General features: G+C 70.0%; 13 protein-coding genes, 1 pseudogene and 1 riboswitch. Of the genes and pseudogenes, 9 read left to right on the forward strand and 5 right to left on the reverse strand.

The window, feature by feature from the left end; genetic code table 11:
• Positions 1-68 precede the first annotated feature (68 nt).
• Positions 69-1,274 carry an FAD-dependent monooxygenase gene (locus ACFOY2_RS16180; protein WP_379528839.1) on the forward strand — a complete coding sequence of 402 codons (1,206 nt, stop codon included), beginning with the start codon at positions 69-71 and terminating at the stop codon, positions 1,272-1,274.
• 27 nt (positions 1,275-1,301) lie between these two features.
• On the opposite strand, the gene ACFOY2_RS16185 is transcribed toward ACFOY2_RS16180, so the two are convergent.
• The gene (locus ACFOY2_RS16185; protein WP_379528840.1) at positions 1,302-2,534 is read right to left on the reverse strand and encodes an RNA polymerase sigma factor; all 1,233 of its coding nucleotides are present in this window, start codon (positions 2,532-2,534) and stop codon (positions 1,302-1,304) included.
• A gap of 344 nt (positions 2,535-2,878) precedes the next feature.
• Here ACFOY2_RS16185 and ACFOY2_RS16190 point away from each other — a divergent pair.
• Positions 2,879-3,916, forward strand: a pseudogene (locus tag ACFOY2_RS16190) (ATP-binding protein); the annotation flags it as partial.
• Between the two features lie 306 nt (positions 3,917-4,222).
• Here ACFOY2_RS16190 and ACFOY2_RS16195 read toward each other — a convergent pair.
• A complete protein-coding gene (locus tag ACFOY2_RS16195) occupies positions 4,223-4,660 on the reverse strand; it encodes a YciI family protein (protein ID WP_379528841.1) in 438 nt (145 codons plus the stop codon).
• 216 nt (positions 4,661-4,876) lie between these two features.
• Between ACFOY2_RS16195 and ACFOY2_RS16200 the strand changes: the two genes are divergently transcribed.
• From ACFOY2_RS16200 to ACFOY2_RS16220, 5 genes are all read left to right on the forward strand, one after another.
• Positions 4,877-5,398, forward strand: coding sequence for an RNA polymerase sigma factor (locus tag ACFOY2_RS16200; protein ID WP_379528842.1), 522 nt, complete (start codon positions 4,877-4,879; stop codon positions 5,396-5,398).
• A gap of 96 nt (positions 5,399-5,494) precedes the next feature.
• A complete protein-coding gene (locus ACFOY2_RS16205; RefSeq protein ID WP_379528843.1) occupies positions 5,495-6,235 on the forward strand; it encodes a hypothetical protein in 741 nt (246 codons plus the stop codon).
• Positions 6,232-6,459, forward strand: a complete 228-nt coding sequence (locus ACFOY2_RS16210; protein ID WP_379528844.1) for a hypothetical protein — start codon at positions 6,232-6,234, stop codon at positions 6,457-6,459. The genes ACFOY2_RS16205 and ACFOY2_RS16210 overlap by 4 nt, the downstream gene beginning before the upstream one ends.
• Positions 6,456-7,241, forward strand: coding sequence for a hypothetical protein (locus ACFOY2_RS16215; protein WP_379528845.1), 786 nt, complete (start codon positions 6,456-6,458; stop codon positions 7,239-7,241). Before ACFOY2_RS16210 ends, ACFOY2_RS16215 begins: the two co-directional genes overlap by 4 nt.
• Before the next feature lies 1 nt (position 7,242).
• Complete coding sequence (locus tag ACFOY2_RS16220; protein ID WP_379528846.1) at positions 7,243-8,112, forward strand: ABC transporter ATP-binding protein; 870 nt, start codon at positions 7,243-7,245, stop codon at positions 8,110-8,112.
• Between the two features lie 126 nt (positions 8,113-8,238).
• Here ACFOY2_RS16220 and ACFOY2_RS16225 read toward each other — a convergent pair whose 3' ends face one another.
• The 3 genes from ACFOY2_RS16225 to ACFOY2_RS16235 form a co-directional block, all read right to left on the reverse strand.
• Positions 8,239-8,937, reverse strand: a complete 699-nt coding sequence (locus ACFOY2_RS16225) for a CHAP domain-containing protein (protein WP_379528847.1) — start codon at positions 8,935-8,937, stop codon at positions 8,239-8,241.
• A gap of 12 nt (positions 8,938-8,949) precedes the next feature.
• Positions 8,950-9,087: riboswitch (cyclic di-AMP (ydaO/yuaA leader) on the reverse strand.
• A gap of 116 nt (positions 9,088-9,203) precedes the next feature.
• Positions 9,204-10,157 carry a Gfo/Idh/MocA family protein gene (locus ACFOY2_RS16230; RefSeq protein WP_379528848.1) on the reverse strand — a complete coding sequence of 318 codons (954 nt, stop codon included), beginning with the start codon at positions 10,155-10,157 and terminating at the stop codon, positions 9,204-9,206.
• 19 nt (positions 10,158-10,176) lie between these two features.
• A complete protein-coding gene (locus ACFOY2_RS16235; protein ID WP_379528849.1) occupies positions 10,177-10,998 on the reverse strand; it encodes an aldo/keto reductase in 822 nt (273 codons plus the stop codon).
• Positions 10,999-11,096: 98 nt separating this feature from the next.
• Between ACFOY2_RS16235 and ACFOY2_RS16240 the strand changes: the two genes are divergently transcribed.
• Both ACFOY2_RS16240 and ACFOY2_RS16245 read left to right on the forward strand, forming a co-directional pair.
• Positions 11,097-12,041 (forward strand): hypothetical protein, encoded by a 945-nt coding sequence (locus ACFOY2_RS16240; protein WP_379528850.1) that lies wholly within the window; start codon positions 11,097-11,099, stop codon positions 12,039-12,041.
• Between the two features lie 2 nt (positions 12,042-12,043).
• On the forward strand, positions 12,044-13,204 hold the full coding sequence (locus tag ACFOY2_RS16245) for a DUF6716 putative glycosyltransferase (RefSeq protein ID WP_379529013.1): 1,161 nt from the start codon (positions 12,044-12,046) through the stop codon (positions 13,202-13,204).
• Positions 13,205-13,285: the final 81 nt, after the last annotated feature.

The following is a 13,285-nucleotide window of genomic DNA, read 5'->3' on the forward strand; positions in this document are numbered from 1 at the left end:
TCCAGGCAAAAACTGTGTCTATCGTACACTGTGTCCAAGGGAAACAGTTTTTGAGATGGAGAGCTGACGTGAACACTTCAGAACCGAGCGGCCCGCGCGTCCTGATCTCGGGGGCGAGCATCGCCGGGCCGTCGTTGGCCTACTGGCTGGACCGCCACGGCTTCGAGGTGACCGTCGTCGAGCGGGCGCCGAAGGTCCGGCCCGGCGGGCAGGCGATCGACGTACGCGGCCCGGCCCTGGAGGTGGCCGAGCGGATGGGGATCCTGGGAGAGCTGCGCGCCAGGAGCGTCGGGATGCGGGGCATGTCCGTGGTGGACGGCGACGGCGCCGAGCTGTACCGCAGCACCGAACGCACGGTGAGCGGCGGCGACCTGGGCAGCCCCGACATCGAGATCCTCCGCGACGACCTGGCGGAGATCATCGTCGCCGCCGGGGGAGAGGCGATCGAGTACCTCTTCGACGACTCCATCGCCTCGCTCGAACAGGACGAGGACGAGGTCCGGGTCACCTTCGAGCGCGGCCCGCGCCGCTCCTACGACCTCGTGGTCGGGGCCGACGGGCTGCACTCCCACACCCGGCGCCTGGTCTTCGGCCCGACCGAGCAGTTCATCCGGCACCTGGGGACCTGCATGGCGGTCTGCACGGTCCCCAACTTCCTGGGCCTGGACCACTGGCAGGTCATGCACCAGATGCCGGGCGGCGGGATGCGCGGCGCCATGGTGATGAGCGTGCGCGACGGCACGCAAGCCCGCGCCTACCTGATGTTCGACCCCGCCGAGCCGATCACCTGCGACCACCGCGACATCCACGGGCAGAAGAACCTCGTGGCCAGGGAACTGGCAGGAGACAGTTGGCAGATGCCGCGCCTGCTGGAACTGATGCGCTCGGCTCCCGACTTCCACTTCGACTCGGCCTCCCAGATCCACATGGACTCCTGGTCCAAGGGCCGGGTCGTGCTGCTGGGCGATGCCGGCTACTGCGGCTCCCCGTTGTCGGGTCAGGGCACCACCATGGCCATGGTCGGCGCCTACGTCCTGGCAGGCGAGCTCAAGGCCGCCGACGGCGACCACACCACGGCCTTCACCGCCTACGACAAGGAGCTACGCGACTACGTCCGCGCCAACCAGGAGGTCGCGATCACCAACATGAGCCTGCGCCGCGCCCAACTCGAGCAGGAGGCCGGCGGCTCGTCGGCCGCCGCCGACGCCCTGGCCGAGGCGGACGCCGCGACATTCGCCGAAGTCGTCACCTCCTACACGGTCAAGGACTACTGACCACACCTCACACCGGCGGGAGGGGGCTCAGCAGGCGGCGGCGCGTTCCTCCAGGAGGGCGCGTTCGCGGCTGTTGCGGGTCATCGCCGCCGCCCGCTCGAACTCGGCGCGGGCCTCCTCCAGCCGTCCCAGCTTGAACAGCAGGTCGCCGCGCACACTCGGCAGCAGGTGGTAGCCCTTGAGCGACGGCTCGTCCACGATCTGGTCGAGGAGCTGGAGCCCGGCCGCGGGGCCGTACGCCATCGACAGCGCAACCGACCGGTTCAGCTCGACGATGGGGGAGCGGGACAGCTTGGCCAGCGACTCGTACAGGCCCGCGATACGCACCCAATCGGTGTCGTCCGGGTCCAGCGCGCGGGCGTGGCAGGCGGCGATGGCCGCCTGCAGGGCGTACGGGCCGGGAGTGCCACCGAGCTGCTCGGCCCGGTCGAGCGCGGCCAGGCCGCGGCCGATGAGGAGGCGGTCCCAGCGGGCGCGGTTCTGCTCCAGGAGCAGGATCGGCTCGCCCGACGGGCCCACCCTGGCCGCCGACCTGGACGCGTGCAACTCCATGAGCGCGACCAGGCCGTGCACCTCGGGCTCCTTCGGCATCAGGCCCGCCAGCACGCGGCCCAGCCTGAGCGCGTCCTCGCACAGCGCGGGCCGCATCCAGTCGTCGCCGGCCGTCGCCGAGTAACCCTCGTTGAAGACGAGGTAGATGACCTCCAGCACGGACGCCAGCCGCTCCGCCAGCTCGGCGCCCTGCGGCACCTCGAACGGGATGCGCCCGTCGGCCAGGGTGCGCTTGGCCCGGACGATCCGCTGCGCCACCGTCGGCTCCGACACCAGGAACGCCCGCGCGATCTCGTCGGTGGTCAGCCCGCCGAGCACACGCAGCGTCAACGCCACCCGCGCCTCCATGGACAACGCCGGATGGCAGGCCGTGAACACCAGCCGCAGCAGGTCGTCCTCGATCTCGTCGACCTCAGGCGGCTCCTCCTCGTTCTCGAGCCGGTGGCCGAGCTCGACGAGGTTGTGCGCCAGGCGCTCGTTCCTGCGGATCATGTCGATGGCGCGGCGCTTGCTCACCGTCATCAACCAGGCGCCCGGGTTGCGCGGAACCCCCGACTCGGGCCACTGCTCCAGGGCGGCGACCAGCGCGTCCTGCGCCAGCTCCTCGGCCAGGCCGACGTCGCGCACCAGCCCGGCGAGCCCGGCGATGAGCCGGGCCGCCTCGATCCGCCATACCGCCTCGATCGCACGGTGTGTGTCGGAAGTCATCACCGGCCCATGACAACAGCACGACATCCGCCCTGGCAACTCGGGGGGTGACGACTTGTGGCTGTTCGATGCCCTGCATGCGGCAGTGACCTCGCGAAACTTCGGCACGTGTTCGCCGGCGACGATCCCGCCCCGAGGCAATGCTCGTCGCTCTGATCGGCCTGGTCGGTGCGTTGATTTGGTACGGCAGATCTGCCACGGACGGTGCGGCAAATCTGCCGCCGCCCCTTCGGCAGATCTGCCATACATAGTGCGGCAAATCTGCCACGCGGCGGGGCGGGCGCGCTTATCCTGAGCTTGTGGATATCGATGAGCTGACCCTCTTCCCTCGGCGCGCGGAAAGCATGGCGGTCGAGGCGCTCGCCGACACCCGTGTGGTGGTGATCAATGGTGCTCGGCAGGTCGGCAAGAGCACGCTGGCTCAGTCAATTGTGCGAAGGACGCCAGGGGCACGCGAGATATATTTGGATCAGGCGGCCGTACGTGCTGCAGCACGGCGCGATCCCGACGGGATCGTGCACCATGATGGGCTCCTTCTCATCGATGAGATCCAGCGTGTGCCCGACCTGCTGCTCTCGATCAAGCGCGAAGTAGATGCCGATCCACGGCCTGGGCGCTTTCTGCTGACGGGCTCTGCCCGGCTGCTTGACCTCCGAGATCTTCCGGACGCCCTTCCCGGCCGATCGGAGACAATCGAACTGTGGCCACTGTCTCAGGGGGAGATCGAGCGGAGTGCCGACGAATTCATCGACGCGGCGTTCCGAAGCGGTCCTGATCTCAAGATTGCGAGATCTCCGTTGCGCCGGGCCGACTATCTGGACCGGGCGCTTAGGGGCGGCTATCCAGAGGCGGTCCACCGCCCTGCATATCGGAGGAGGGCACGCTTCTTCGAGTCCTACATCTCCGATTTGATCAATCGGGACGTGAAGCAGGTGTCCGACATCGAGCGCCCCGCCGACATGCGACGCCTGCTCAACGTCCTTTGCGGGCGGATGGGCGGACTGGCGGTGATCGACAACATCGGCCGCGACCTCGGACTGCCTCGCAATACTGTGAAGCGATACCTCGACCTGCTCGACCTTGTTTACGTCATCAGGCGGATTCCGGCTTGGTCGTCCAACGCGACCACGCGCGCCGTCGCGACGCCCAAGCTTCTCGTGGTCGACTCCGGGCTGGGAGCGCACCTCGCCGGTCTCACCCCGGCCCGGACGACCGACGTAACGGCGCCCATCGGGCCGCTGCTGGAGAATTTCGCCCTCGGCGAGCTGGCCCGTCAGTTGACGTGGTCGGAGGAACCTGTGCGCCTCTACCACTACCGCGACCGCGACAACGTCGAAGTGGACGGCATCCTGGAACGGGCCTCCGGCGAAGTCGTCGGGATCGAAGTGAAGGCGGCGGAGACCGTTCGCGCCGATGACTTCAGGGGGCTCCAGCACCTGGCCCGTAAACTCGGTGACCGTCTCATCGCCGGATTCGTCCTCTACGCGGGTCAGGAAGCGCTCCCTTTCGGCGACCGAATGCGCGCCCTCCCGCTGTCCGCGCTATGGGAGGCGACCACAGATTCCTGATCGGCCTTCCACCAGTACGGCCCCTTGAACCTCGCGCACATTCAAGGGCCGTGGGTCTGGCCGGCCACGTCAGAAAGGTCGTCTGTCCTGGACAAACGTGCCGGGAGGGCGCCGGTCGCGTCAGGATGCGGGGTCGACGCCGAGGCGGTCGCGCAGTGCCTCCTCGCGCTTTCTGGCCTCGGGCGTCATCGAGTCATCGGGCAGGTCCGAGGCGTCGAACACCTGCCACACGTCCAGCCCGATCCCGTCGTGACCGGGCGGGACCGGCAGCCGCAGGGCCCACTCGATGGCCTCTTCCCGCGACTTCACCTGGATCAGCCAGAACCCGGCGATCAGCTCCTTGGCCTCTGCGAACGGCCCGTCGATGACGCTCGCCTTGCCGCCGCTGTAGGCGATCTGGGCCCCGTGCGAGCTCGGGTAGAGCCCTTCGGCCGCCAGCAGCACTCCCGCCTTGGCCAGCGACTCGTTGTATGCCTGCATGTTGTCGACGAGCTCCTGGCTGGGCAGCGCTCCGGCCTCGGTCTCCGGGCTGGCCTTGCCCACGATCATGAATTTCATCGGTTTTCCCTTCGGCTCCGTTCGTCTGTCTCGCCAACGCGTCGAACGACCGGCCGCCGGATCGACATATCTCCGGAAATCTAACGCACAGAATATAGATCTACTTTGTAAAGGCCCTCGCCCCAGAGCCGATGAGCTGCGGTCGCCCCGCGCGCCCGGCGGATTTCTTCCTGGAGTGGTGAACCACAAGGGCTTCCCGCTGCTACGAACATGGCGATGAAGGGGATCGATCCGGATGTGCGCACTCTGTCCAGGGTGTCCGACGGCGACACGGGTGCGCTGAGCGACCTGTACGAGCGCTACGCCGAGCCGCTGTTCGCCTTCCTGCTCCGCCTGGCCGGCGACAGGGGGACGGCCGAGGAGATCCTCCAGGACACGCTGCTGGCCGTGTGGCGTTCCGCCGGGTCGTTCCAGGGGCGGTCGAGCGTGAGCACGTGGCTGTTCGGGATCGCGCGCAGGCAGGCGCACAACCGGTTACGCGGCACACCGCCGCCGGCCGCCGCCGAGCCGTATGAGCGGGCCGACGGGCTGCCGGGGCCGGAGGAGCTGGCCGTCGGCGGCGACTTCCTGGAGGCGGCGCTGTCGCGGCTGCCGCCGGCGCAGCGGGACGTCGTGGTGCTGCACTTCCTGGAGGATCGCTCACACCAGGAGGTCGCCGCGATGCTGGGGATCCCCGTCGGCACGGTGAAGAGCCGCCTGCACCTGGCGCGGACGCGGCTCAGGGAGGTGCTGAGGTGACCGATCTGCGGGCTCAGGGACGCGCTGAAGTGACCGATCTGCGGGCTCGCGGAGACGCTGAGATGGACGATCTGGTGGGCTGAAGGAGGTGCTGGGATGAACGATCGGCCGGAGCCGCCGCCCGCGGAGCGGATCATTCGGGAGGTGCTGGCCGCGTCGGCGGCCGAGGGCGGGCTGGGCGACGTGCGGGCCCACGCGGTGCCGGCGCCGCAGCGGGCGTGGCAGCTGCTGCTGACGGAGGCGCGGCTGCTGCATCCGGGGGTGTGGGCGGCGTCCTTCGCGGTCATGGCGGCGTGCGCCGGGTTCAGCGTGTTCAGGGGGATGTTTCCCCAGACGCTGCTCGGGCTGGCGGCGCCGCTGGTCGCGGGGATCGGCGTGGCGGGGCTGTATGGGCCGGAGCGCGACAGGGCGTTCGAGGTGGTCGCCGCGACGCCGACCTCGCCGCGCGTGCTGCTGCTCGCGCGGGCGACGCTGGTCCTCGGATACGACTTGGCGCTGGCGCTGCTGGCCTCAGGGTTGCTGGCGGTGTCCGGGATATCGCTGCTCGGGCTGACCGAGTTGGTGGCGCTCTGGCTGGGGCCGATGGCGCTGCTGGCCGGGCTGAGCCTGCTGTTGTCGGTGTGCTGGAATCCCGGAGGGGCGATCGGGGTGGCGCTGGCGGCCTGGAGCCTGTCCGCGCTGGCGGTCACGGACATTCCGGTGCCGCCCGCGTACCGGCTCGTCTGGACAAGCGGGCCGTGGACGCTCGCGCTGGCCGCGCTGCTGGGAGCGGCCGCGATCGTGCTCGCGGGCCGGGGTGAACCCATCCGGCGCTCGGGCGCTACTCACCCGTCGTGAAACCCGTGGATCTCTGGCGGCACGGGGCACGGCGCGCCGGGCTGTGCGCGCTCATGGTGCCGGCGGTGCTGATGGTGAGCGGGTGGTGGACGTTCGCCTACAGCGGCGTGGTGGGCCAACTCGTCTGGCCGGCACCGATGGTGTGCCTGGCGGCACTGGGCTTCCTCGGATCGGTGGCCCTGCGCGGCACGGCGGCGTGGTGGCTGCTGGGGGGCGCCGAGTGATCGCCACGTTCCGGTACGCGTTCGGCATGCAGGTGCGCCGCCGGTCGTTGTGGATCATGTACGGCCTGGCCTTCGCGGTCACCGCGGCCATGCCGCCGTTCTGGACGCTGGATATGGGCTACGACGATGGACAGGAGCCGTGGCAGGGGATGGCCACCGCGGCGCGGCTCCTGACGAGCCTGCTGCCCCTCGTCTACGGTTGCATGCTGGCCGACCGGCCGGTACGCGATCGGGTGCTGCGAGTGGAGCCGATCCTGGCCGCGACTCCGACGAACTCCACGGCGCGCCTGATGGGCGCGTACGCGGGCGCGTGCGCGGCCACGGCGGTGCCGTTCGCGGTGGCCTACTTCGGGCGGGCGCTGCTCTTCGTGGTCATGGAGGGGCAGCCGTCGGCGCTGTGGTGGGCGACGCTGAACTTCACGGCCTCGATCGTGCCGGGGCTGGCCTTCCTGGGCGCGCTGGCGTTCGCGGGGCCGCTGCTGGTGCCGCCGATGGTCTTCCGGGTGCTGTTCGTCGCGTACTGGTTCTGGGGCAACCTCATCCCCAAGGGAATGATGCCGACCATCTCGCAAACGATCTTCGACGCGACCGGTGACTACGTCAGAAATGGGCTGCTGGCTCCGCCCACGGTCGACTACGGTCCCGGCCCGCCCGCCGTGTTCGACTTCCTGCGCCCCGCGTCCTCCCCGGGCACCGCCGTTTTGTGGATCGGCGTGATGATCGCGCTCTCGGCGGTCATGCTGTTCCTCCTCTGTCTCCACGCCTCCAGAAGCGAGTCCTGACATGCGCATCGACGTCTCCGGCCTGACCAAGATCTACAAGGGCGGCGTCCGCGCGCTGGACGGCCTGACCCTGGAGATCCCGACCGGCATGTACGGCCTGCTGGGCTCGAACGGCGCGGGCAAGACCACGTTCATGCGCATCCTGGCCGGGCTGCTGAAGCCGACCTCGGGCCGGGTGGTCATCGGCGGCCACGACCTGGCGACCGCCGACGGTCGGCTGGCCGTGCAGCGGACGCTCGGCTACCTGCCCCAGGACCTCGGTGTTTACCCGGACCTGACCGCGCGGCGGTTCCTGGACTACATCGCGCTGCTCAAGGGGCTGCACGAGCGCTCGGCGCGACGGCGCAGGATCAGCGAACTGCTGGAGGTGGTGGCGCTGTCGGAGGTGGCCGACCGCAAGCTGAAGGGGTTCTCCGGGGGGATGTTGCGGCGGGTCGGCATCGCGCAGGCGCTGCTGGCCGATCCGCGGCTGCTGGTCGTGGACGAGCCGACGACCGGGCTCGATCCGGAGGAGCGGATCCGGTTCCGGATGTTGCTGTCGAGGCTGGCGGGAGATCGTACGGTCCTGCTGAGCACGCACATCGTGGACGACGTGGCGCAGACGTGCCAGTCGCTGGCGGTGCTGGCGAAGGGACGGCTGGCGTTCCGGGGGACGGTGAGCGAGCTGCTCGCCCGCGCCGACGGCCGGGTGTGGACGGTCACCACGCCGGGGGCGGCGCCGGCCGCCGGGCGGGTCGTGTCGATGCTGCCGGAGGGGGCGGGCATGCGTTACCGCGTGGTGGCCGCCACGCCCCCGGCCCCGGACGCCCTGCCCGCGGAGCCGACCCTGGAGGACGGCTACCTGGCCCTCATGGACGGCACCACCCGCTGACCCGCCCGGCCCGGAAGGTCGCGGCCCGGCCCGGAAGGACGTCCATGGTTGGATATTTCCGGATACGAAAGAGCGCGCGCCCCGTGCGGGGGACGCGCGCTCGTTCCGTCAGCCGACCGCGGGAGGTCAGGCGCGGTACTCGGGGTAGCCGTAGCCGACGACCTGCCACTTCGGACGGACCCGCTCCTCGACCTTGCCGTTGCCGGTGTTGCCCTCGACCGTGGAGATGGTGCCGTTCTTGTTGTCCTTCTCGACGAATCCGACGTGCTGGATGTCGTCGAGGCTCTTGCTGCCGCTCCAGGAGAAGAACACCACGGCGCCGGGCTTGGGCGCGTCGCCGAAGCGGTGGTTGCCGGCGAACCACTTGGCGTGGGCGACGGTCCAGGCGTCCCAGCCGATCTGCGGGCGGGCGCCGGTCTGGTCGCCGACCCAGGAGATGAACATCGAGCACCAGGCGGCATTCAGGTACCCGGCGCGGCTGCCGCCGTCACGGGCGATGGTCTCGGCGGCCCGCTCCGAGGCGGCGTACCACTTCTGGTACGGGGTGCCGCCGCCGTAGGCGTTCTCCGAGGTGCCGACCTGGGCCTTGGCGAGCGCCAGAACCTGGTCGGCGGTGACGTTGATCTTGGTTTCCGACTTGGCGCCTGCCTCGTGGGCGGCGAGGGCGGTGTCGGGGTGCCGGGCGCCGGTGGCCGCGGCTACGCCGGTGGCAGAGTCCGCGTCGGCCGTCACAGCGTGTCCGACCAGGGCGGAGGCGGCGATGGTCGCGCCGATCGCGGCGCGAGCGATGTTGCTCTTCGAGACGTTGAACAGATGCTTGGCCATCGAGGGGGTTACTCCTTGCTTCCATGCCGCTTACCGGGTTAGCTGACGGGTTCGGGCGTGGAAGCTGCCCTACGGCACCGGAGTGCCGATTCACCCCAAAGGACATGGGTCCCCGGTTCCGCCCAGGGGCGGATTCAGCGGTCACAGGACGATCCTGCGATGTGTCACGCGATGGTTGGACATTGCCGGACAAACCGGACATTTATCACGAGATGCCCACAAAGTAATACATGAGGCAAGAGGATTACAAGTCCATAAAGCCCAGCTCAGGCAAGTTGCCTGCGCGCCTCGGCCAGCAGCTCCATCATGGCAAGGGATTCATCCAGCGGCATGATCGAGCTTTCCGTCCGGCCGTCGGCAGTCGCGTCACGGACCTCGCGGAGCTCCCCGGCGTATCCGTTGTCGGCCGGATCGAGCACATGCTCCTCCGGCTCCATGGACGGCCCGGTGAGGAGAATCCGCTGCGGGGCCCAGAACGGGGCCAGAATGTCCGCGCGCATCTCGGTACCCACAACACTGGCATCGTTGGGGTAATTCCCGAGCAACGAGGTTTCCACCAGAGCCTTCCTGCCGCCCGGGTAGAGCAGCACCCCGCCCGCCTCCGCATCCACCCCGTTGGGCGCCAAAGCCCCGGTGACCCGCAGGCCGGAGGGCATGCCCAGGAGGAGCTGGGCCAGGCCGAACGGGTAGATCCCCAGGTCCAGCAGGGCCCCGCCGCCCAGCTCGGGCGCCCACAGCCGGTGCACGGGATCGTAGGGACGGGCGAAGCCGAAACTGGCATGGATCGAGCGGATCTCCCCGAAACGCGGATCGGCCGCCACCATCTGAATGAGCGGATTGAACCGCATCCACATGGCTTCCATCAGGAACACGCCCGCCTCGCGCGCCAGGCGCACCATCTTCTCCGCGTCGTCCACGGTGGCGGCCAGCGGCTTCTCGCACAACACGGCCTTGCCCGCGGCGATGGCCGCCTCGGCGACCTGCAGGTGCTGGGCGTGCGGGGTCGCCACGTAGATCGCGTCCACGGCCGGATCGGCGCACAGCCGCTCATAGGAGTCGTACGCCGACTCAGCGCCCAGCCTCGCCGCCAGGTCCTGCGCCCGGCCCAGGTTCCTGGAGCCGACGGCAGCCACCCGCATGCCCGGCTCCGCCACGATGGCCGCGCCCACGGTCCGCGCGATGGTGCCTGTCGCCGCTATTCCCCACGTGAAATCCCGCACCAGGGAGATCGTAGCCCCATCAGGTCATGTTGAACGTCTCGGGGTCGGGCCCGGTGCGCAGTCCCTTGTTCATCGCGCCGATGGCGGCCAGGTCCTCGTGGTCGAGGACGAAGTCGAACACGTCGAAGTTCTCGGCGATCCGCGCCGGCGTCACGGACTTGGGAATGACGACGTTGCCGAGCTGCAGGTGCCAGCGGAGCACGATCTGCGCGGGCGTCTTGCCGTGCTTGTCCGACAGCACCGCCAGCGCCGGGTCCGCCAGCAGCCCCTTGCCGTGCCCGAGCGGGCTCCACGCCTCGGTCAGGATGCCGTTGGCCTCGTGGAAGCGCCGCATCTCCCGCTGCTGCAGGTACGGATGGAGCTCGATCTGGTTGATGGACGGTGTGATGTCGGTCTCATCCATCAGTCTGATCAGGGCCGGGACGGTGAAGTTCGCGGTGCCGATGGCCTTGGCCCGCCCGCTTCGGTAGATCTTCTCCAGCGCCTTCCACGCCCGCACGTACTTGTCCTGCTGCGGCACGGGCCAGTGGATGAGGAAAAGATCTATGTAATCGAGGCCCAGCCTGGACAGGCTCTCCTCGAAGGCGGCCTCCGCGCGGTCGTGGTCGGCGTTCCACAGCTTGGTCGTGACGAACAGTTTGTGACGAGGCCGCTCCGCGGCGCGCACGGCCCGTCCGACGCCCTCCTCGTTGCCGTAGGCGGCGGCCGTGTCCACGTGCCGGTAACCCACCGTCAGTGCGGTCCGTACGGCCTGTTCCGTCTCGTCGGCGGGGATCTGCCAGACTCCGTAGCCGAGCTGCGGGATCTGCACGCCATCGGTGTTGAGCAACAGCGAATTCATACCTTCCATTGTTCACGCAGCGTTTCTGAGGGCGTAAGGCGGCGGGGCTAGCTTGAAGCGGTCATGAACGGGCCATCACCTGGCTGGGAGGGCAACGAGTGGTCGAACAGGCGTCGGCCTGGGTGGAGTCCCCGCTCCAGATGCTGTGCGCCGTCGAGGCTCACCATGCCGGACTGCTGGGACCCGAGACGACCGTCGTGCCGCGCGCGGGCCTGCGGCCGCTGAAGGCCACCCGCCGCGAGCTGCGCTCGCTCGGGCTGCCCGACGGGCTTGAGCTGGCCGAACCGCGCGAGCGCATGCCCCGGAGCGTGCAGGCCGTCGGAGACGCGTTCTCCGGCAAGGTGCAGCTGCGCTGGCTGATCTCCAGCCCCGGCCGCATCGTCATCGTGGACGACGGGCTGGCCACGATCCGGCTGCTGGAACTGCTGGCCGCCGGGCCGTTCCGGCCGCTGCTGCGCGCCCGCGCCACACCGGCCAAGGCGCGCGCCGCGCTGGGCGTGGCCGCCGCGCTGCGGCTGCGCCTGAGCAAGGTGTCGGTCTTCACCGCCCTGCAGGTCAGCCAGGAGCTCGAGGACGCCGTGCGCCGCGTCGGCGTCGACCTCGTCCGCCACGACTTCGCCTGGCTGCGCGCCCAGCCGCCCAGCGCCGAGGGCCCCTCCGAGCGCACGGTCGTCCTGGGCACCTCCCTCGTGCGCAACGGCCTGGTGCACCGCGACCGCTACCTGCGCTGGCTGACCGACCTGGCCGCCCGGGAGCCGCTGGCCTACTACCCGCACCGCCGCGAGGACCCCGTGGACGTGGCGCTGATCCGGGAACAGCCCGGCATCACCGTCCACGACGCGGGCGTGCCCGCCGAGCTGACCCTGCGCGGCCTCGACGCCGGCCGGCGCGTGATCAGCCTCCCCTCCACCGCGATCACCTCGCTGCGGGTGCTGCTCAGCCCGCGCGGTGTCGCCGTCGAGCCCGTGGACGTTCCCGATGACTGGTGGACAAGCAGGGCGGCTCCCGCCCTTCGCTCGCATCTGACTGGAGTATCCGGTTGAAAGTGTTGGCCGTCGCCGACTCCGACTCGTACTTGAAGTGGGCGTCCTGCCTGCTCGGCGACCTGCCAGAAGGTTGCGTGACCGACCTGGTGGTGGTGCGCACCCCGATCGCGCCCTCGCCCGAGCAGATCGCCGCCGCCGTCGGCGACCGGGAGCCGCCGCCGGTGATGTCGGCCCGCTCGGTGCGGCGGGCGGCCGAGCGCACGCAGCCCGACGTGATCCTCCTGGCCTGCACGGGCCCGGTCGTGGACGTGCTGGTGGCCGACGTGTTCGCGGGCCTGAAGCCGCGGCCGGTGTTCGTCAGCGGGCTGCCGGGCATCTCGGTGCCGGCGACCGAGAAGGCGTGGCTGTTCCGCAGCGGATGCGACCTGTTTGTGGTGCACAGCGAGCGTGAGGTGGAGGAGTTCTCCCGCATCGCCTCCGAACTCGGCGGGGGAGGGAAGGTCGGCCTGGCCAGGCTGCCGTTCCTGCGCCCGAAGGCCGTCTCCCACGGCGGGAACCGGGTCGTCTTCGCCACCCAGGCCAAGGTGCCGCGCGAGCGCGAACAGCGCGAGCGCATCCTGCTGTCGCTGGCCGACCTGGCCCGCCGCCGGCCCGACCTCGACGTGGTGGTCAAGCTGCGGGCCCTGGAGGACGAGCGGCAGACGCACAACGAACGCCACCACTTCCAGCGGCTGTGGCGGGAGATGGGGGAGCCGGGCAGGCTCGCCTTCGAGGCCGGGTCGATGCACGACCAGCTCGCACGGGCGGCCGGGTTCGTCACCGTCAGCTCGACGGCGGCGCTGGAGGCGATCGCGCTGGACGTGCCGTCGCTGGTGCTGAGCGACTTCGGCGTGAGCGCCGAGATGATCAACCTGGTGTTCGAGGGCAGCGACCTGCTGGGCACCCTGGACGACCTCGCCGAGGGCGACTTCCGCGCGGCGTCGGCCGTCTGGTGCGCGGCCAACTACTTCCACCCGGTGGAACGCAACGACTGGGCGGCGCTGATGGCGGGGCTGGTGCGCGACCGGCCGGGGACGCCCGCCAAATCCCTGCTCGACGGGCCGGAACACGTGGCCGCCCGGCGGCGGGCCCGGCTCCGGGTCGAGGTCCACCCGTCGATGCTGCGCGCGGGCTACCGCGCCAAACGCCGCATGCGCCGCTACCTCAAAGCTTTGGGCTGACACCTGAACGGCCGGCCACCCCTGCGGGGGTGACCGGCCGTTCAGGTGGTGGCGCCGGAGAAGTCGGGACGCTTGGGGCGG

The organism is Nonomuraea purpurea (genome assembly GCF_042650645.1).
In the GTDB taxonomy this organism is placed as follows: Bacteria; Actinomycetota; Actinomycetes; order Streptosporangiales; family Streptosporangiaceae; genus Nonomuraea; species Nonomuraea purpurea.

Excerpts from the sequence above, each read along its gene's own strand:
- ACFOY2_RS16200 (WP_379528842.1), top strand. The coding sequence starts at position 4,877 with ATGAAGGGGATCGATCCGGATGTGCGCACTCTGTCCAGGGTGTCCGAC.
- ACFOY2_RS16195 (WP_379528841.1), bottom strand. The coding sequence starts at position 4,660 with ATGAAATTCATGATCGTGGGCAAGGCCAGCCCGGAGACCGAGGCCGGA.
- ACFOY2_RS16220 (WP_379528846.1), top strand. The coding sequence starts at position 7,243 with ATGCGCATCGACGTCTCCGGCCTGACCAAGATCTACAAGGGCGGCGTC.
- ACFOY2_RS16205 (WP_379528843.1), top strand. The coding sequence starts at position 5,495 with ATGAACGATCGGCCGGAGCCGCCGCCCGCGGAGCGGATCATTCGGGAG.
- ACFOY2_RS16185 (WP_379528840.1), bottom strand. The coding sequence starts at position 2,534 with ATGACTTCCGACACACACCGTGCGATCGAGGCGGTATGGCGGATCGAG.
- ACFOY2_RS16235 (WP_379528849.1), bottom strand. The coding sequence starts at position 10,998 with ATGAATTCGCTGTTGCTCAACACCGATGGCGTGCAGATCCCGCAGCTC.
- ACFOY2_RS16225 (WP_379528847.1), bottom strand. The coding sequence starts at position 8,937 with ATGGCCAAGCATCTGTTCAACGTCTCGAAGAGCAACATCGCTCGCGCC.